The 17,193-nt window shown below is 44.7% G+C and carries 17 protein-coding genes; 5 read left to right on the forward strand and 12 right to left on the reverse strand.

The genetic code is table 11. From position 1 onward, the window contains the following. Positions 1 to 96 precede the first annotated feature (96 nt). From LRR81_RS08305 to LRR81_RS08320, 4 genes are all read right to left on the reverse strand, one after another. Positions 97 to 882: an SDR family oxidoreductase gene (locus tag LRR81_RS08305; protein WP_231788881.1), complete on the reverse strand. Its 786-nt coding sequence runs from the start codon at positions 880 to 882 to the stop codon at positions 97 to 99. 234 nt (positions 883 to 1,116) lie between these two features. Next, complete coding sequence (locus LRR81_RS08310) at positions 1,117 to 2,580, reverse strand: protein adenylyltransferase SelO (RefSeq protein ID WP_231788882.1); 1,464 nt, start codon at positions 2,578 to 2,580, stop codon at positions 1,117 to 1,119. Positions 2,581 to 2,722: 142 nt separating this feature from the next. Continuing rightward, the gene (locus LRR81_RS08315; protein WP_231788883.1) at positions 2,723 to 2,890 is read right to left on the reverse strand and encodes a hypothetical protein; all 168 of its coding nucleotides are present in this window, start codon (positions 2,888 to 2,890) and stop codon (positions 2,723 to 2,725) included. Between the two features lie 124 nt (positions 2,891 to 3,014). Then, positions 3,015 to 3,704 carry a Na-translocating system protein MpsC family protein gene (locus LRR81_RS08320; RefSeq protein WP_231788884.1) on the reverse strand — a complete coding sequence of 230 codons (690 nt, stop codon included), beginning with the start codon at positions 3,702 to 3,704 and terminating at the stop codon, positions 3,015 to 3,017. Between the two features lie 304 nt (positions 3,705 to 4,008). On the opposite strand from LRR81_RS08320, the gene LRR81_RS08325 reads away from it, so the two are divergent. Beyond that, the gene (locus LRR81_RS08325; RefSeq protein ID WP_231788885.1) at positions 4,009 to 4,710 is read left to right on the forward strand and encodes a DUF2294 domain-containing protein; all 702 of its coding nucleotides are present in this window, start codon (positions 4,009 to 4,011) and stop codon (positions 4,708 to 4,710) included. 135 nt (positions 4,711 to 4,845) lie between these two features. Next, entirely contained in the window at positions 4,846 to 5,271 is a 426-nt protein-coding gene (locus LRR81_RS08330) for an anti-sigma regulatory factor (protein ID WP_231788886.1), read from the forward strand. Positions 5,272 to 5,292: 21 nt separating this feature from the next. On the opposite strand, the gene LRR81_RS08335 is transcribed toward LRR81_RS08330, so the two are convergent. The 3 genes from LRR81_RS08335 to LRR81_RS08345 are packed head-to-tail and all read right to left on the reverse strand — an operon-like array spanning position 5,293 to position 8,980. Beyond that, positions 5,293 to 5,841, reverse strand: coding sequence for a PilZ domain-containing protein (locus LRR81_RS08335; protein ID WP_231788887.1), 549 nt, complete (start codon positions 5,839 to 5,841; stop codon positions 5,293 to 5,295). Positions 5,842 to 5,845: 4 nt separating this feature from the next. Next, complete coding sequence (locus LRR81_RS08340) at positions 5,846 to 7,396, reverse strand: hypothetical protein (RefSeq protein WP_231788888.1); 1,551 nt, start codon at positions 7,394 to 7,396, stop codon at positions 5,846 to 5,848. A 12-nt stretch (positions 7,397 to 7,408) separates the two neighbouring features. After that, positions 7,409 to 8,980, reverse strand: a complete 1,572-nt coding sequence (locus LRR81_RS08345) for a DUF342 domain-containing protein (RefSeq protein ID WP_231788889.1) — start codon at positions 8,978 to 8,980, stop codon at positions 7,409 to 7,411. A 252-nt stretch (positions 8,981 to 9,232) separates the two neighbouring features. Between LRR81_RS08345 and LRR81_RS08350 the strand changes: the two genes are divergently transcribed. Further along, positions 9,233 to 9,685, forward strand: a complete 453-nt coding sequence (locus LRR81_RS08350) for an NUDIX hydrolase (RefSeq protein WP_231788890.1) — start codon at positions 9,233 to 9,235, stop codon at positions 9,683 to 9,685. 590 nt (positions 9,686 to 10,275) lie between these two features. Here the strand turns inward: LRR81_RS08350 and LRR81_RS08355 are convergent. The 4 genes from LRR81_RS08355 to LRR81_RS08370 form a co-directional block, all read right to left on the reverse strand. After that, entirely contained in the window at positions 10,276 to 11,217 is a 942-nt protein-coding gene (locus tag LRR81_RS08355) for a sensor domain-containing diguanylate cyclase (protein ID WP_231788891.1), read from the reverse strand. 119 nt (positions 11,218 to 11,336) lie between these two features. Further along, on the reverse strand, positions 11,337 to 12,071 hold the full coding sequence (locus LRR81_RS08360; protein WP_231789086.1) for a hypothetical protein: 735 nt from the start codon (positions 12,069 to 12,071) through the stop codon (positions 11,337 to 11,339). Between the two features lie 134 nt (positions 12,072 to 12,205). Further along, positions 12,206 to 12,952, reverse strand: coding sequence for an SAM-dependent methyltransferase (locus LRR81_RS08365; RefSeq protein WP_231788892.1), 747 nt, complete (start codon positions 12,950 to 12,952; stop codon positions 12,206 to 12,208). Continuing rightward, the gene (locus LRR81_RS08370; protein WP_231788893.1) at positions 12,939 to 13,547 is read right to left on the reverse strand and encodes a VanZ family protein; all 609 of its coding nucleotides are present in this window, start codon (positions 13,545 to 13,547) and stop codon (positions 12,939 to 12,941) included. Before LRR81_RS08370 ends, LRR81_RS08365 begins: the two co-directional genes overlap by 14 nt. Positions 13,548 to 13,702: 155 nt before the next feature. On the opposite strand from LRR81_RS08370, the gene LRR81_RS08375 reads away from it, so the two are divergent. Further along, entirely contained in the window at positions 13,703 to 14,380 is a 678-nt protein-coding gene (locus tag LRR81_RS08375) for an SGNH/GDSL hydrolase family protein (RefSeq protein ID WP_231788894.1), read from the forward strand. A 48-nt stretch (positions 14,381 to 14,428) separates the two neighbouring features. Here LRR81_RS08375 and LRR81_RS08380 read toward each other — a convergent pair whose 3' ends face one another. Further along, positions 14,429 to 15,139 carry a GntR family transcriptional regulator gene (locus tag LRR81_RS08380; RefSeq protein WP_231788895.1) on the reverse strand — a complete coding sequence of 237 codons (711 nt, stop codon included), beginning with the start codon at positions 15,137 to 15,139 and terminating at the stop codon, positions 14,429 to 14,431. A 168-nt stretch (positions 15,140 to 15,307) separates the two neighbouring features. On the opposite strand from LRR81_RS08380, the gene LRR81_RS08385 reads away from it, so the two are divergent. Beyond that, positions 15,308 to 17,182 carry a beta-glucoside-specific PTS transporter subunit IIABC gene (locus LRR81_RS08385; RefSeq protein WP_231788896.1) on the forward strand — a complete coding sequence of 625 codons (1,875 nt, stop codon included), beginning with the start codon at positions 15,308 to 15,310 and terminating at the stop codon, positions 17,180 to 17,182. Positions 17,183 to 17,193 lie beyond the last annotated feature (11 nt).

The following is a 17,193-nucleotide window of genomic DNA, read 5'->3' on the forward strand; positions in this document are numbered from 1 at the left end:
TTATTTCCATGCGGGTTCCGGCCAATACTTTGCAGGTTGTACCGTTTATATGCGGCTTTAAAATACAAAAAGGCAGGTCACCCTGCCTTCAAAAAGTTAAATCTCCATCCCCCAACGTTCCTGCTCCGTTTCTTTCAGCTGCTTCTCTGTTTCAGGCGGATGCACCGTACGGAATTTGTGATGATCGGCTGGAATGATTTCAATCATTTTTTGAATCATATCTTCCGGATCAAATTGATCTTTCAATCCTGCTTCCTGTTTTTCCATATCCTCTGCTCTTGTCAGGTGCTTCTCTCTGTCGAACCATTTCCATTTCTCTTCTGCCGATCTGTCATTAAAGCCTGTAGCATAGGCGCCAGGATTAATCGTCGCCACTTGAACGCCGTGCTTTTCAAGCTCGCTCTGCATGGTTTGGGCAATGCCTTCGATGGCATGCTTCGTTGCCGTATAAGGGCCGACGTACGGAGTCGCGGAAATCCCTGCCATAGAGCTCATGAAAATGATCTTGCCGCTCCCCTTTTTCATAAATTTCTGTGCTGCGAACTGAACGGTTTCCAGCGTGGCAAAAACGTTGATCTCAAAGAGTTCCCGAAACCGGTCCATCGGCACTTCTGCCAGCGGCCCGCCCTCATTGATGGCAGCGTTCGCTACAAAGATATCAAAATCATATTTCTTCATCTGCTCCCGGTCGCGTTCGTTCGTAATATCCAGCTTGAAAACTTCCATATCAAGCCCCTTGTCCTTTGATTCCCGCATGAGTTCTGTTTTTTGAGAAGTCGTTTCCGTAGTAGCAATAATTTTATGCCCTTTTTCAGCAAGTCCGATGGCCGCACCTTTTGCGAGCCCGCTGCCTGCACCTGTGATAAAGATTGTTTTGCTCATGTAAGCTGCCTCCTCTATTACTGATGTTACTTTTTTCCCATCATGGATAGAGGCAAAACATTAAAACAATAGCGGAAGCCGCTCGTTCAGCCCCGACAAGCGCTGGAGGAAAATCCCGAAAAGTCTGGTTTTAGACTTTTCCGGGATTTTCTGGTGCGACTCGAGGGGCTAGCGGCCGGAGCTGGACAAATTTACACAAAGAAAAACCAGGAGCTGACTCGCTCCTGGCATTCATCAAGTCCCGCAATACGTACGGTAAGGTTCATCCGGCGTATCAGGCAGCTTCGCATATCCCTCCTGCTCAGCTGAATACGCATAAGGATCCCGAAGCACAGCAAGCAGGCGGTTCATCACTTCATAATCCCCTTTTCCAGCTGCTTCCAATGCTTCTTCCACGCGGTGGTTTCTCGGAATGATGGCAGGGTTGCTTTTTTTCAGCAGCGCTGTCACTTGTTCATCTGATTCCTCTTGCTTCTTCAGTCTTTCCCGCCAGCGTTCCTGCCATTTTGCATACTCAGGATCCTTTGATAGCGCCTCTTCATGGATCCCTTTCGCGAGAGCGGAAAAGGTATTGGTATAGTCTGCTTTGTTCTGGTACATCAGCCGCAGCAGATCTTCTATCAGTTTTTCGTCTTCTTTTTCTTCTTTAAACAATCCAAGCTTCTCTCTCATGCCGTCCAGCCAGTTTTGCCGGTAAAGCTTCGGATATTCCGTGATGACGGCCTGGGCGATTTCCACTGCTTCCTCCTGGCTGTCATGGAGGAGCGGCAGCAGGGTTTCTGCAAAGCGAGCGAGATTCCAGCCGCCGATCGCCGGCTGATTTCCATACGCATAGCGGCCTTGAACATCAATGGAGCTGAAGACGGTTTCCGGATCGTAGCTGTCCATAAAAGCGCATGGACCATAGTCGATCGTTTCCCCGCTGATGGCCATGTTATCCGTGTTCATCACACCGTGAATAAACCCTGCGAGCTGCCATTTCGCAATAAGGCTTGCCTGACGTTCGATCATTTTCTTTAAAAAGGATAAATATTTTTCAGAATCCGCTTCAAGCTCAGGGTCGTGCCGCTTAATCGCATAATCCGCGAGCGCCTTTAACTCTTCCTTCTCACAAAACCTTGCTGCATATTCAAAGGTTCCAACGCGCAGATGGCTTGCTGCGACCCTTGCCAGTACGGCTCCAGGCAATGCGGTTTCCCTTGCCACATGGTCGCCAGTTGCTGTTACGGCAAGACTTCTCGTCGTCGGGATTTTCAAGCCGTGCATCGCTTCGCTGATGATATATTCCCTGAGCATCGGACCAAGCGCCGCGCGGCCATCGCCGCCGCGGGAGTACCGTGTCCTGCCAGAACCCTTCAGGTGGATATCGTATCGTTTGCCGGAAGGATCAATCCTCTCGCCAAGAAGTATGGCGCGGCCGTCTCCAAGCATGGTGAAGTGGCCGAACTGGTGTCCCGCATAAGCTTCCGCAACAGGCTCGGCACCTTCCGGAAAGCGCGCTCCTGCCAGAATTTCAGCAGCAAGATCACCTTGAAGCATTTGTTCATCAAGCCCCAGAGCTGCTGCAAGCGGGCTGTTGAATACAATTACTTCCGGTGCGGCAGCTGAATTTGGCTGCATTTCAGTATAAAAAGCGTTCGGAAGGCTTTTGTAGCTGTTTTCCAGTCTCCAGCCTGTTAAAGCTGTCTCTTCGGCCATAATTGACTCCTTCCATGCTGCTGTATTTTTAAAAGGTATTTACCTTATAAATTTTTAGTGCTGAACCTTTATTATACCTGTTCCAATGCCAAAATTCGCCTAAAATGCAGTGAAAAAGAAAAAGCTCCCTAAGGAGCTTCATTTATTTGGTTTCCAAAATCCGGCTTTTTAATTCATCAATCACTTCTGTCAGGAGACGGATATCTTTTTGCAGCTCTTTCTTTATCCTTTCGCTGCTGCCTCCTTCATATTCTTTTTGAAGACGCTGGAGCTCGCTCACAAACATTGTCAGTTCGATGTCTTGATTCATGTTCCCAACCCTTTCATCTTAGGATGGCCATCGGCTCGCTAAAAAAAGAAAAAGCCGAAAAGAACAGGAGACTCCTGCTCTTTTCGGCTTATGTCCGGCACAAATTTGTCCAGCTCATTACTGCCTATGATTCATTTGGTTTTAATATAAAAGAAATAACACTGTTATCAAGTTCAAAGTTCCAGTCAACAAAAACGTCCAGCACTTCGGCATTCAATACTTCTGAGAAAAGCGTGCTGCTCTTCAGCATACCGCCTTCCAGCTGTCTCTTTGAGACGCGCAGGGTTTCATCAAAACCGAGAGAAATAAGCTGCTTTTCAATCGGAACCAGAATACCGCTGCGAAATACAACAAGTGTACGATTGTTCATCATATGGGAATGTACCTGATCAGGGCATTTTTCTGCCTGCTCGCTGATTCGGACAATCTCCTCGTCTACCTCATCTTTTCCTTCAAAAGAGGTATCCCGTTCATCAGATCTCTCAGAGTCAATTCCTACAAATACACCTGTCTTATTTTCCAGATTCCAGTCATAATACAAATGCTGGATATCCATTTCAGTTATTGCTTTTATCTGCCCGCGCATCTCAGGATCAAGAGTAGCCATCAAATGCTCCCGTGTTGTCTTCACGGTTAAATCCTGGCCTTGATCCAAAAGCACCTGCTCCATTGCAGAAACAAAACCGTTCACATATACAAGGACATACGGCTCTGAGATAGAAACATAAATGGCTTCCGGTCCCTTTCCGAATTTGTCCCTCAGCAGTCTGCCGAAATTATTTGCAAGCTTTGACTGCTGTGCTTTAATATCCATTTCGAAGCTCACCTTTTGTAGAAAGAAGCATCGTATCCTCTCTCCTTTTTTCATCTTACCATCTTACATGGCAAATATATAGATTTTGTCATCATCTTTTACCCTCTTTTTTTCGCCAATAAACGCGGTATACGAGAAAACTTTTAAAAGATAAAGGATTTCTTTGCCAGAGTATAGAAGTATAAAGCATAGTCATAGATTCTCTTTTCCGTTATAATAATAGTTGCTTGTGTTTCGCAAAATGACATTCTGGCACTGACGGATTTGGGACACGAAGCCTGGATTTTTGCAAAGGATGGCGAGAATGGAATTTAAGCGAAAAGAAAGAGAACTTGGAAGTTATATCGGAAGAATGCTAAGAGAGCATTACGGAAAAGGACCCGGCTCAGTATTTGCAACAGTATCCGAACCGTATGTAGCTGTGTACATTAAAGATTTTCTGTCTCCAATGGAAAACAAGCTGCTGGAAACAGAGCAGGGAAAGCATGTACAAAAAATCCGGGATATGATGATGCCTGCTATTATTGAAGAAATCAAAGCTTATATAAAAGTAAATATAGATTTAGAGATTACTGACTTTTATTATGACTGGAATTTAGAAACCCATACCGGCATGATGCTGGGGATTACAGCTGACTCGTTGGAGGAACCATCGTCAGAGTTTTCCGGCCAGGCTGGAGTTAATAATGAGATTTATGAGCTGAGCGTTGAAGCGGAAAAAGCGCCCGGAAGCATTACTTCCACTCTGCTCAATGCAAGAACCCTCGTGGTCACGAGGAAGAAAATCTTGATTGCCGTTGAAAAAGAATTAATTCACATGGGATTTGATGAAGCCCTTAGACTTTCTAAAAGAAATCTAGAGAAAAGGCTGATCCACAAGCATAAAAGTCAGCTTGAAGCCTATTTGCAGGCAGAAATTGAAAACTCCTTTGTTGCCTGGAATTTTAAAACGGATAAAAGTGTGATGTTGTTAATATTAAAGCCGCATAATGATTGGCAGCAATGAGCTAGGCAATAGAACTAGACATAAGCCAAAGGAAGGGCCTTGCCCTTCTTTTGGCTTTTTTTGCATCCATAACAGCGACAGCCATCTCCTTTGGAATGAACGGAAAAGACATTAACTGATTGGGGAGGGGAAAGCATGGAAACATTGGCTGTGATCCCTATAAGGACGGAAGAGGACATTATTATAGCCCGCAAGATGGGCAGAGAGCTTGCTCAGTCGCTGCATTTTGATTCCATCGATAAAGCCAGAATCGTAACGGCAGTTTCAGAACTAGCCCGCAACATTTACCGCTATGCCGGAGACGGGCACATTCAGTTTGAACCGCTTGAGGAAGCATGGAGAGTGGGCTTGAAAATTATTGCAGCCGATAACGGACCAGGTATACCGGATATTCAAAAAGCATTGTCACCCGGCTACTCGACATCAGGCGGACTTGGGGCAGGCATCCCAGGGGTAAAAACGATGATGGATGAATTTTATATTGAATCACACCATAATGAAGGAACAAAAATTACAGCTGTCAAATGGCAGACAATAAAGGAAGCAAAGCGCCTTGGCTAACCCCCAGGGCGCTTTTTATGCCTATGCCCTCAGCTGATGATGAATGAGGTATCTTTTCAGCAGCAGCAGCTCTCCATCATTGATATAGCGAATTTCAGAGCCGTAGCGGTATAAATTGGCCGGCAGCTTTTTTTCATTCTGCAGGGAAATTTTGACGCTCGTTTCCTGAAAATCCTTTTCTTCCAGTTTTAGCTGATAGGTTCTTTCTATTTCAAGAGGCTTTTCCGTTAAAAAACCGAACCCCATCAGGCTGATATCAATCAGTGTGATCTCTTCCTGTTTTTCCCCGATATACAGGCTGCCTTTTAAATGGCAGGGGTGGCGCGGGAAACGCCTTCGTTCATTCGGGGCCTTTTCTTCCTGAAGCGGTACATACAGATACAAATTGAATGCATCAATTTTTAAGATATGTGCCTGAAAGGTGAAGTTTTCATACTGGCAAAGCAGCGGGTCTCCAAGGTTCAGCCCTGTGACATCCTTGACCACCACGTTCATCAGTTCGCCATCAATACTTGCAAGGCCTGCCGTTATCCTTCTTCCGTCTTTTGCGGTTAATAGAATGTATTCCATATCGTCACCTGATTTCCAGCTTCGGAAGCATTTCCTTCTGATCCAAATGGTAGATGAGCGGCGTAATGTTCCGGGTGATTGTATCAATGAGCAGGATTTCCTCATCCTTCAAATTCTCAGCTGTTTCTGTCACGATTAAGTAGCCGTATGGAGGCTGGACCTCATCTGGAGGCACGTAGCCGCTATGACCCTGAATCGGTGCAATCACAACACAAGAAGACTCTCCAAGCTTTCCGCACAAACTTTCATTCGTAAAATAAGCAGGCAGCCTGCCGGCAAAATAATCATAATACACCTCATCATTTATGAGGCTGTTTGTATCCTCATCAAACAGAAAACGTTCTTTCTCAAGTGATACCCCAATAGAGGCGGCAGTTTCATAAGCCTCTCCGTTGTAAAAAGCGAAAAAGGCTTTTTTAATCCCAAATCCGAGTTCCAGCGTTTTAAGGGAAAGCTTCAGAATTTCTTCTGTCGTCCGGCATGAATTGATGGTGCGGATCAGACGGTTATACAGGTGCATCACATCGAGCTTTGCTTCTGCTTCAAGTTTTTGCTTCTGCAGTGTTTCAAAATGCCTGGCATTGCTGAGGGCAATATAGGTGGAAGAAGCGAGCGTTTCAATCAGTTCAATTGTTCCGCTGTCATAGGAGGAGGCCTGCCTTGAGTCACTTAGGAACACCATTCCGATCAGCTCTTCTTTTTTAATCAAAATGATATATTCTGCTTCAAGTTCCGTCAGAACTTCCGTGTTTTGGATCAGCTGCTGCACAAGCTCCTGCTCTTCCTTCACACGGATCACGGTTTTCACACCGCAGCACTGAACCTCGCCGATTGAGAGCTCTGCGTATTTCTTTTGAAAGGAATGAACATTTCTATAGCCCTTTATTTTAAGCTTGTTCGTCAGCGCGTCGTAAAGGCCGAAGGAAGTGACCCTGCTTCCGGAGATTTCGCTGAAGACATCTGTAGCCATTTCGCAAAGATGTTCCGCATTCCGTTCTGACAGCAGTGCCTTCGTACTTTGATTGAGCACAAACAGGCTGAAAATTTTCCGGTCAAGCTCCGCCGTTACTGATTGGAAATCATGAAGGCGCTGGTTGTTTTCAAGCGAAGCATTCACAAGGCTCATCATCATTGTCGAGACAATCCGGTCCCCCTCTGTGAGCTCCCCTTCTGCCAAGCCTGCTGTCACGATAAAACCAGCAAGAACCGTATCATTAATAAGCGGGATCACATGAACGGCAGAAAAATCACGGATGAAATCCGGTGAGAAATAATCAGGCAGCTGTTCTTCCGAGAGCGGCCTTCCATAAAACAGCGGCAGCTTTTCCAGTTTTTCAGTTACGGGAATCCGATAATCGTGCATCATGCCGTTCTGTGTTTTTAAAAGAATAAACTCGTCATTTACTCTTTTAAATAATGCGGATCCAGCAGGATTCAGCAGTTCATTGGCAAATGAGAAAGCAAAGTCAAATAAGGCAGCGGATTCGTATCTTTGTGTGAAAACTTCTATGGCTTGAAGCAGAATTTCATACCGGGATGATTTTTCAAGATTCATTCTGGATGCTCCTTATTCGTATTTGAGTTCTCTTCCTGCGGCGTAAAAGGTTCCCTTCGTAATGCTGTTCACTTTCTTTTTCATATTCCTGATTTCGATGTAAGTTTCCGGATACGCTTTTTCAAAAATAGAGATTTCCCCGTCTCCCTTAATTTCGAGCATCTGCAGCATGGATTTGCGGCGCGCTTCGAGTGCTGAAATCTCCTTCATCTGCAGATCATACGCCATTTTCAGGCTGTCCATTTGGCCTTTTTGGCTGCTGTTTAACTGGTTGGCGAAAGTTTCATAGATTTCCGTCTGGCGATGAATTTCTTCGAAGACTCCAATCGCTTTCTTGTACTCTTTCAATAATTCATTGTATTGCTCTTCCAGTTCGCCCCGCTCAAAGCCTTCTACCTGGATGATCGTTTTGTGCTCAATCTTTGAGCCGATTTCGTTAGCGAAAACTTTGCCTTGTGCCGTAATCTGTCCGCCCATTATCTTGCCGTTCGTCTTTTCCGTTATCACATTCCGGGCTGTCAGATCGCTGCTTTTCGCATAAAATCCGATATGTATGTCTCCGCCGGCCTCTAAGCTGCATTCATTGGCGTGCTTGACGTAAATGTTTTTCGCCGCTTTGATGATTCCTTTGCCGAAGACACCGCCCTTAAGATAAATATCGCCGTTTAGCGACTCTATCCGTCCGACCTGCCTGACTCCAAACTCTGACTTGACGGCCACATCAAACCCGGCAACAACGGAAAAGCCTTCGCACACTGTGCCTTCAACTGTAACAGAACCATCAAACTCGATATTTCCAGTGGCAATGCCTACATCTCCATCAATGACAAGATGGTCGGCCACAGAAATCCTGCCTTCTTTTTTTGAAACAATCCCTTTTGCTGCTGCTTTTAACAGGCTTTTTCCGCCTTCTTCTACAAGAAGGACCGACTTTGGATCATAGATAAGGCGCTTATCTTTCCCCTTTCTTGCCTTCAGCGGCTCTCCCAGAACGTTTCTGCCGTCCCTGCCGGCAGTCGGGGGAAGCTTTTCACCAAGCCAGTCCCCTTTCTCTACCTCATCTACAAAATTCATATGATAAAAGTTCGCTTTGCCTGTCTCTTCAATCACAGGCTTTCTTTCTGACAGCTCAAAATAGCGGATGGCAGCATCTTCCCCGTGCAATGGCTCAATTCCTTTAGCGGCCGCGACCGACTTAAGCGGGGGAATTTCACCATCGATGACCTCCATAAGAAGGCCTTCTGTCACTCCCGCCTCTTGAAGCGTTTCCAGAATCATGCCTGGCAGTTCCTTTTTCAGACTATCCAATTCCCCGTCAGAAGATAGCAGCTTAATGCTTGCCGTCATCTTATCCTGGCTGATCGTGCAGGAAATGAGCGGCAGATACCGGCCGATCGTAATGGCTTCTCCAGCCGCCTCCTCTATCCCCTTTTTTAAGTTAGGAAAAGAAGTAATCGAGATTCGCGGGAACTCAGCCAGCACCCGATTAAAATCGGCCAGAGAGTAGCCCTTCTTAAACACATTCAGACTAATAGAATCACTGTGATTTTCTAAAATGAAGTACTCATTTTTTACAAGAATCATGCTGATCTCTTCTTCCTGTGGTGACATAGTTTTACAAGTATTTAGGGCAAAAGGACTTAAATCGTTACCATGTTAACTAAAATATACCACGAATAAGGAAGTTTTATGGTTCTTTTTACATAATTTTTAATTTGATTTTACATGAGCTGAGCAAGAGGTTATTTAATTCCATATTTTGCTAAAAGTATAACCTTGTTATACTGTTGATAGGAACGAACATGGATTGGAGTTAAACACACGGGGGAGATTTGGATGACACAAAGGGGAATAGTTTTAGTAGCAAGTGTCTCAATTGTTAGGGATGATAAAGTTCTGATGATCAGAGAGAACAAACCTGCTGCTTTTAACAAGTGGAGCTTTCCGGGCGGACATATCGAATATGGGGAAGACATTCTTTATTCAGCTATAAGGGAAGTTAAAGAGGAAACTGGGTTTGATGTCAGCCTGACCGGCACTACCGGTGTATATAATTTTACAAGCAGTTTCAACGATCAAGTAATCTTGTTTCATTTTATTGGAGAGGTAACTGGAGGTTCTTTGAATCTTGAAGAAGAAGGAATAACAGACAGCCAATGGATCAAAACAAATGAACTTGCAGCAATTGCAGATGAGGCCTTGAGGGACCCGTATGTGCTGCAGCAAATAATTGATAACCTGGTAAAAGGGAAGTTTTACTCCATTAGTTTGTTTAATAAACAGCAGTGAGACACCTATATCAGTGAACTTTAAAATATATCGATCCACACTCTTCTGAGCAGAAAGAAACAGCTAAATCGGCTCTTTAGGAAAATTAGTTTTCAGCGGTGAAAATGATTTTTTGCACGCTGACCTTGTGACAAAGAACAGCCTCAGTTTCAGATATCGGCGGATTCTACCGAGATATCAGCGGATTTCAAAATATATCGGCCACTTCTCTTCATATATCGGCGAACTTCAAAGTATATCGACCACTTTCCCTTATATATCGACCAACCTCTTTGGATCAGGGAAAAAGAACGGAAATGAGCCCTATTCCAATAGATTTCTTGTCATTCTGTCCGGTTTTCTTGCCTTAAAACACCGTCCAAAGGCCTTTTATGTGCGGGTTTTGGAGTTTTATTTGCTAGTTTCGAATTTTTATTTGCAGGTTTTGAAATTTTATATGCGGGTTTTCGAATTTTTCATGCGGACTTGAGAGGTTTCATGCACGCTGAGGCTTTTGCGTGCGGCTTTAATCTTTTATGTGCAGGCTTCGCATTTTATTTGCAGATAAGAGAATCAAAAGCCGGCCCTCCTATATAAGAACCAGCTCTCCTTCAATAAATCCGAAACCCATTCTTTCCCTTTTCCTTCGTCTCATACAAAGCGTCATCTGCTGCTTTCAGCAGTTTTTTCAAATCGCCATGATGATCCGGTCCATAGGCAGCAATCCCAATACTGGCAGAGATCTGGATGCCATACGGAAAGCCGCTCCAATCGGCAAACTCCCTCATGAGAAGCTCCGCCTGCAGACTGAGTTCAGAATGATCAGCACCGCCCTGCACATTTAAAACAAACTCATCACCGCCGAGGCGGACAGCCATTCCGTTCCGGGTTTTTATGTATTGTTTCAGCCGTGAGGCCGTTTCTTTCAGCACCAGGTCACCTGTGTCATGTCCATATCGGTCATTCACACTTTTAAAGCCATCCAAGTCGATGAAAAACAGTGCTCCTTCTGTTTCTGATCTAAAAGATTTGTATAGAAATTCCCTGTTATACAAGCCTGTCAGCGAATCCCGGTAAGCCTTCCGCTCCAGGTCCAAATAATAGGAAAACATTTTCGCAATCCTTTGAAACATTTTAATGCTTTGCCTGCTGAAGGAGGCGGCTGATGTGTCGACTGCGCAAAGCGTGCCGAACGTCTCTCCGCTTCCGAGTTTGATGGGCACTCCCAGATAAGAGTTAATATTGGCATCAAGCAGCGTTTTCCTCAAATAAACCAATCGGCTTTCCTTTTTCATATCCTCGTAAACTAACGGCTCGTTTTCTATAAAATTAATCCTGTTGCAGACCGTATCCGGAAGGTCGAGCGTCATTCCTTCATCTATATGAACCCCGCAGTTATGATGCAGCACTTTTAAAATGATCTGCTCGGTTTCACTGATCGCACTTAAAAAAATCGTTTTATCCGGCATAAATTCATGGGCCATTTCCAGAATATCCAATGCCAGCTCATCAAAATTTTCATACTCCTGCAATTCATTCAAAGGTATCCCCACAGATGCACCTCCACTAGCAATCGTCAGTAACCATTATATAAAAATACCTGTATCTCTTCATGATTAAACCGTTCTATATAAAAAAGGCAGGAAAATTTCTCCTGCCTCCTCACATCGGACTATTGATCCTGATTATTAGCCAAATACCTGAACGGCGGTTCTGTTTGGTTATAATACCCGTTTCTCACGTGCGCGTTCCAGTTGGCGAAGGCTGAACGCCACTGGACAATCTGGAAGAAATCATCGAGCGGCTTAGTTGAATCCCACTCCAGGATAATAAATGGGGAATTCCCTCTTTCCCAGATTCCTCTCGCTGTATCTGTCCCGATTTCTCTGACAAGAAGAAGCGGAAGGCCGTACTGGTAAGCCATGGAAGGTTCAATTTGTGCAAAAGCCGAGCCTTCCCAAAATGGCGTTGTGGGAACAAACTCCCCAACATTTGTCCTGATGCCCTGTACAAAAAATCTTTGAAAATCAACCGCCAGTAATCCATAGCTTGAATATACAACACGCCGGACGCTTGTTAACGTCGTTTCAGGGTATTGCTCTGTTCTTGGAAGCGTCCTTGGAAAAAGCAGCGCATTCTCCATTTCAAGAATCAGCCTGTTGAAAAACGCCATTTGAATCTCATTCATTTGATTGGCAGAGCTTAAAAATACCGGGATGCGGAACGTATTATCAATGCTTGTCTGGTAAGGCGAAGGAAAAGCATCAGATGGCTGTCCGGCTCTCGGATTTGCTGGAGCCTGTGCTTCTCCTGACAGTCCGCTGATCATGCGCTTTGCAGCATGAAGGCCTGTCCCGGCAATGGCAGAAGCCAAAGAACCAAGCTCCCTTATTACTTGATGACCCATTTCGCTCAAATCTCTTACCTCCTGAAAAATATCTTATCAGGATAACTTATTCAAAAAGCTAGAGATTGACTGCTCACTTGTACCAGCAGCAGAAAAAAGTGTGCCATGAAGTTTTAAACTATTGTAGACACTTTTCAGTTCTTGCGGAAAAGATACAGGCCAAATCCAAGAGTTTCTCTTCCATATTTCAGGTACATTTCCCGCCAGCTTCTGATCCTTTCAAGCATTTCTGCACAATCGGGGTCGTCCGGGTTGTGATAGCAATAATCCTCTATCGACTTAGAGTAGAGCCACTCATAGCAATCCCAGTCATCCTCGCTTGCAGTCGCTGACCAGAGCGGGGTTAGCCCATGTTCCTCTGCAGCAAAAATATTTCCTGCATGTGACAGCACATCCCCTTCCTCTCCGCCGAAAAAGTCGAGGTATTCCGCATCTGGTTTTTTCCGCCAGTAGATTTCTCCCATCAGAATGAACCCGCCTTCTACGACGATTCCTTTTAGGATCTCAATGGTCTTCTGGTAGTTTCCGAGAGCATGGGAGGATCCAATGCAGATGGCTGCTTGGAACTCCTGATTCAGCTCTTTTACTGTCTTAGCGGCATCTTCATTCAGGATTGTCAGCCGGTCAGAGAGCCCGAAGTTTTCGCTTCTTGCTTTCATTAAATCAGTAAAGCCTTTATATTGCTCAACTGCCAGGCAGCGGGAGCCATACCTCTCTAGGATTTTTAGAAGCATTTCACCCCTCCCTGCTCCGATGTCGAGGATGCGGTCGTCCTTTTTTAAAGAAAGCAATTCTATGACCCGCTTCCACTTGTCTTGGCTGATAGGATTGTAGAATAGATGATCCTTGTGCGCAATCGCAGAAAATTTATTTCGGTCCATTTTCATAGCCTCCATAGGTTTTGACTGGTTTTAAGCGGATCTTGCTGTATTGGCGGGAAAGGTCAAAGGCAGATGGAAAAAGCTGCTGCACGGCAAGGAAGAGAAAACTTCCAAGGAATGTCCCTGCCGTATTCAATATCATGTCATCTATATCAGCCGCCCGGAGCATCGGCACAGCATATTGAAAAGCTTCAACAAAAAAAGATAAGAAGAGCCCCATCACCGTGACATAGGTAACCAGCTTTTCTTTATTTTCCCGAAGCCATGAAAGGAAAAAGCCGAATGGAAGAAACAGTAGAATATTAAATCCCAGGTTGCGAAGAGGAACGGAAGCATCGACAGAATGAAAAACCATCATAACCATCCCTTTAAACGGGATCACATTTAAAATGCGCGGCAGTTGCTCGTTATAGGATCCTGGATAAACGGTTATTAGCAAAATCGTAAAAATAGACATATTGTATAAAATGCTGACGGCTGTTTTCTTCGATCCTGTTCTTCTTTTTCTAAGAAACAAAGACAGAATGATGATCAGGACCCCGCCTATTAAAAATTCCGGGAGCAATCCCCCAAACGCTCTCCAAAGCTGTGTCATTTTTTATCCCCTTACCATTTTACCTAAATTTTACCATACATCAGATTTTGAAAAACCCCTTTTCTCTCTTTGCCTGTACCATTTTGATCTGCAAGGAATACAGTAGAGTATTGTTTTTTGAAGAGAATACCACTTAAAATGCGGGGTTAATAGGAATGAAAATACTTTGCATCGGCGACAGCTTGACGAGAGGGGTTACTTTTGTCAAAGGGCGGCTCAGAATTACGAAAAAGAACTATCCTTATTACCTGCAAGACTTCCTTCAGGATTCAGATGCCGCTGTGATCAATAAAGGTGTGTTTAATGATCACTCGGGTTCTCTGATGAAAAGACTGCAAAAAGACGCTTTGGAGGAACAGCCGGATTATGCGATTATTGAAATCGGAGGCAATGACTGCGGCTTTTCTTGGAAAGAGGTCGTGGAAAATCCTGAAGGAAAGCACGAAGCCATCGTGCCGATTGACCGCTGCCTTGAAAATGTAGAATCTATGATCAGTGCGCTTAAGGAAGGTGGCATTGTCCCGATCGTCATGACACTCCCGCCGCTTGATCCTGTGCGCTATTATCAATTTTTACTTAACCAGTTCGGCAGTTCCATCAGCCACTTGATTTGTTCAAAAGGCGGTGCGGATTATTGGCACGGGATGTACAACCGCAGCTTAGCAGGACTGGCCCATGAGATGAAAACAGATGTGATTGATGTCAGAGCAGCTTTTCTGCAGGAGGAAAATTACTCAAAGTTTATTAGTGATGATGGGATTCATTTAACTTCTGACGGCTACCGGATTATGGGGAGAACTGCAGCAAATTATTTTAAAAATCAAGATTTGTAAAAAAAAAGCCGGCCACTCACTCCTTGAGCAGCCGGTTTTTGCCGTGTTTTACGAAAAGTCACTATTAGCCTGAATGAAGAAATGTGCCTCTTCAAAATTGTAGGCAATTTTTGAATAATCAAAGGGCAGCCCGTTGGTTAAATGAAAGATGCTTTCTCCGTAAAGCTTCGGATCGCCAGGCTTCAGCCCTAGCAAATCTGCTTCTTCTTCCGTTAGCATGTCCACCTTTAAGTACAGATCAGAGAATCCAATTTTAAGCCCAAGGCCTTCTTTTATATAGGTGAAAATCGATACTTCTGCAATTTCTCTGTTTAAGTAAGGCACAATGGCTTTATTAAAATAAGACTCTTCTACACAAAGCGCATGTCCATTTATATAACGGATTCTTTTCACATAATAGACATCATCATCCGCTCCGAGATTCAAGCTGTATGCTGCTTCCTCCGTCGGCTTTGTCACTTTAAGATCAAGCACCTTTGAGGTAACGGACGCATTTTCAAGGTCCTTTTTAAATCCCTGATTGCTGAGCAGGCTGATATACCCTTTCCGTTTATGGCGCCTGACAAAAATGCCGCTTCCCCTTACTTGATAAACGACTCCTTTTCTTTCAAGCAATTCCAGAGATTTGGTAATCGTGCTTTTGCTCACCTTAAACTGCGCCATCAGCATTTCCAAAACAGGCAGCTTGTCCCCTTGCTGAAGCTCATTATCTTCAATATATTTTTCCAATTCTGCAGCAATCTGCTGGTACTTTAACATATACATTCCTCTTCACTTTCAAATTCTCTACCGGAATTATATCACAGGCATCCTGTAATCATATCCAATAGTTTTATACCCTTATTTTTACATTATATACTTCTTGATAAATTATACCGGTACAATTATAATGTAAGCGTATACTAATTGAACAAAGGGGGGTTTTGTATGTCTGGAAAGGTTAGAAATTATCCTAAGCTTGCTGGAGATATATTAAAAGCGGTAGGCGGCGAGGAAAATGTAATCGGGGCAACACGCTGTGCCACAAGGCTCAGACTTGTTCTGAAGCGGTCCAAGCCTGAGGCAAAGGAAGCCGTCAGCTCCATGCCTGGCGTTATTACGGTTGTGGAAAACAGCGGTCAGTTTCAGGTCGTCATCGGCCAGCACGTTGGGGAAGTATATGAGGAGTTTGCTCAGTTAGTGAACGTTGAAGAAACAGGAGAAGCGAGCGAGAACAAAGGGACGGTTTTAAACCGGATCATTGCGACGATGTCAGCTGTTTTTGCTCCGTTCGTGTATATTTTGGCTGCAGCAGGAATTTTGCAGGGTGCCTTAATTATTATTAATCTATTTTTTAAAAGTTTTGCAGAAACCGGCACTTATCAGGTATTCAGCTTTATTTCATGGGCACCGTTTACGTTCCTGCCCATATTCATTGCCATTACGGCTTCCAGGCATTTTAAATCCAATACGTATATCGCTGTTGCCTGCTGTGCGGCACTTGTCAGCCCCACTTGGGCAGAGATGGCAGCAAAAATTGCCCAGGGAGACAGCATGTCCTTCATCGGAATGCCTTTAACCCAGACGGTTTACACATCATCCGTCCTGCCTCCTCTCTTTCTAGTGTGGATCCTTTCCTATCTTGAAAGATTTTTAAACAAAAGCATACATGAAGTGATCCGCCCGCTGTTTGTACCGTTCTTCAGCTTGGTCATCATGGTGCCTTTAACAATTCTTTTAATCGGCCCTTTGTCTACGATGGGTGCAAACGGAATTGCAAACGGCTACAACTTCCTGGCTGAGAATGCGCCGCCGCTTGCAGGGGCCATTATCGGAGGGTTTTGGCAAGTTATTGTTATCTTCGGCGTGCATTGGGGCGTCACGCCGATGGTGCTTGCGAACTTTGATCAATATGGACGCGATTCCTTCCAGGCTTATCAGACAATGGCTGTGATCGCACAAGTCGGTGCAGTGCTTGGCGTTATTTTGAAAGCGAAAAATCAGGAAACGCGCAAAGTCGGAATTTCCGCTGGTATTACAGGGCTGTTCGGTATTACAGAACCAGCTATTTACGGAATCACGCTGCGCTTTAAAAAGCCATTTATCTTCGGCTGTATTTCAGGGGCGGTCGGCGCCGTTGCCGCAAGCTTCTTCAGTCCATACTATTTTGCTTATGCCGGTCTGCCAGGGCCTTTGACCATTGTTAATGCGATTAACTCCGAGTACCCGACTTCCATATGGGGAATGGTTGTTGGAGTGGCGATCGCCATTATTCTGCCGATCATCCTCGTTCAGATTTTTGGATACGGGGAAGACACAGCTAAGCAAGCTGAACCAGAAGCTTCTGAAAGCAAGCCAGCAGCTGAAAATGAAGAAAGCATCAGCGCTCCACTAAACGGTGCCATCCTTCCCCTTTCAGAGGTTCCGGACGAAGTTTTCCGTTCAGGGGCAATGGGAGAAGGCGTTGCCATTGATCCGGCAGACAGCAAAATCTTTGGCCCGTTTGACGGAACTGTTGTAATGACAGCTCCTACAAAACATGCGATCGGCCTTCGTTCTGATTCAGGCATTGAAATGCTGATTCATATCGGGCTTGATACCGTCACATTGGATGGCAGCCCGTTTACTCTTTACGTAAAAGAAGGCGACTCTTTTAAAAAGGACGATCTTCTTATGGAGTTTGATAAAGAACTGATTGCAAAGCATGGCTTACAATCCATCACACCCGTCATCTTAACCAATTCAAATGCCTACCAGGAAGTCATTATTGAAACCGCAGCAGCTGCTTCACAGCATCAAGATCTGATTACTATCATCAAATAAGGAGGAAGTAA

This window comes from Metabacillus kandeliae, assembly GCF_021166585.1.
Taxonomy (GTDB): Bacteria; Bacillota; Bacilli; order Bacillales; family Bacillaceae; genus Metabacillus_B; species Metabacillus_B kandeliae.

Excerpts from the sequence above, each read along its gene's own strand:
- LRR81_RS08350 (WP_231788890.1), top strand. The coding sequence starts at position 9,233 with ATGACACAAAGGGGAATAGTTTTAGTAGCAAGTGTCTCAATTGTTAGG.
- LRR81_RS08380 (WP_231788895.1), bottom strand. The coding sequence starts at position 15,139 with ATGTTAAAGTACCAGCAGATTGCTGCAGAATTGGAAAAATATATTGAA.
- LRR81_RS08325 (WP_231788885.1), top strand. The coding sequence starts at position 4,009 with ATGGAATTTAAGCGAAAAGAAAGAGAACTTGGAAGTTATATCGGAAGA.
- LRR81_RS08385 (WP_231788896.1), top strand. The coding sequence starts at position 15,308 with ATGTCTGGAAAGGTTAGAAATTATCCTAAGCTTGCTGGAGATATATTA.
- LRR81_RS08345 (WP_231788889.1), bottom strand. The coding sequence starts at position 8,980 with ATGATTCTTGTAAAAAATGAGTACTTCATTTTAGAAAATCACAGTGAT.
- LRR81_RS08335 (WP_231788887.1), bottom strand. The coding sequence starts at position 5,841 with ATGGAATACATTCTATTAACCGCAAAAGACGGAAGAAGGATAACGGCA.
- LRR81_RS08375 (WP_231788894.1), top strand. The coding sequence starts at position 13,703 with ATGAAAATACTTTGCATCGGCGACAGCTTGACGAGAGGGGTTACTTTT.
- LRR81_RS08340 (WP_231788888.1), bottom strand. The coding sequence starts at position 7,396 with ATGAATCTTGAAAAATCATCCCGGTATGAAATTCTGCTTCAAGCCATA.
- LRR81_RS08370 (WP_231788893.1), bottom strand. The coding sequence starts at position 13,547 with ATGACACAGCTTTGGAGAGCGTTTGGGGGATTGCTCCCGGAATTTTTA.
- LRR81_RS08365 (WP_231788892.1), bottom strand. The coding sequence starts at position 12,952 with ATGGACCGAAATAAATTTTCTGCGATTGCGCACAAGGATCATCTATTC.
- LRR81_RS08330 (WP_231788886.1), top strand. The coding sequence starts at position 4,846 with ATGGAAACATTGGCTGTGATCCCTATAAGGACGGAAGAGGACATTATT.
- LRR81_RS08360 (WP_231789086.1), bottom strand. The coding sequence starts at position 12,071 with ATGGGTCATCAAGTAATAAGGGAGCTTGGTTCTTTGGCTTCTGCCATT.
- LRR81_RS08320 (WP_231788884.1), bottom strand. The coding sequence starts at position 3,704 with ATGGATATTAAAGCACAGCAGTCAAAGCTTGCAAATAATTTCGGCAGA.
- LRR81_RS08310 (WP_231788882.1), bottom strand. The coding sequence starts at position 2,580 with ATGGCCGAAGAGACAGCTTTAACAGGCTGGAGACTGGAAAACAGCTAC.
- LRR81_RS08305 (WP_231788881.1), bottom strand. The coding sequence starts at position 882 with ATGAGCAAAACAATCTTTATCACAGGTGCAGGCAGCGGGCTCGCAAAA.
- LRR81_RS08315 (WP_231788883.1), bottom strand. The coding sequence starts at position 2,890 with ATGAATCAAGACATCGAACTGACAATGTTTGTGAGCGAGCTCCAGCGT.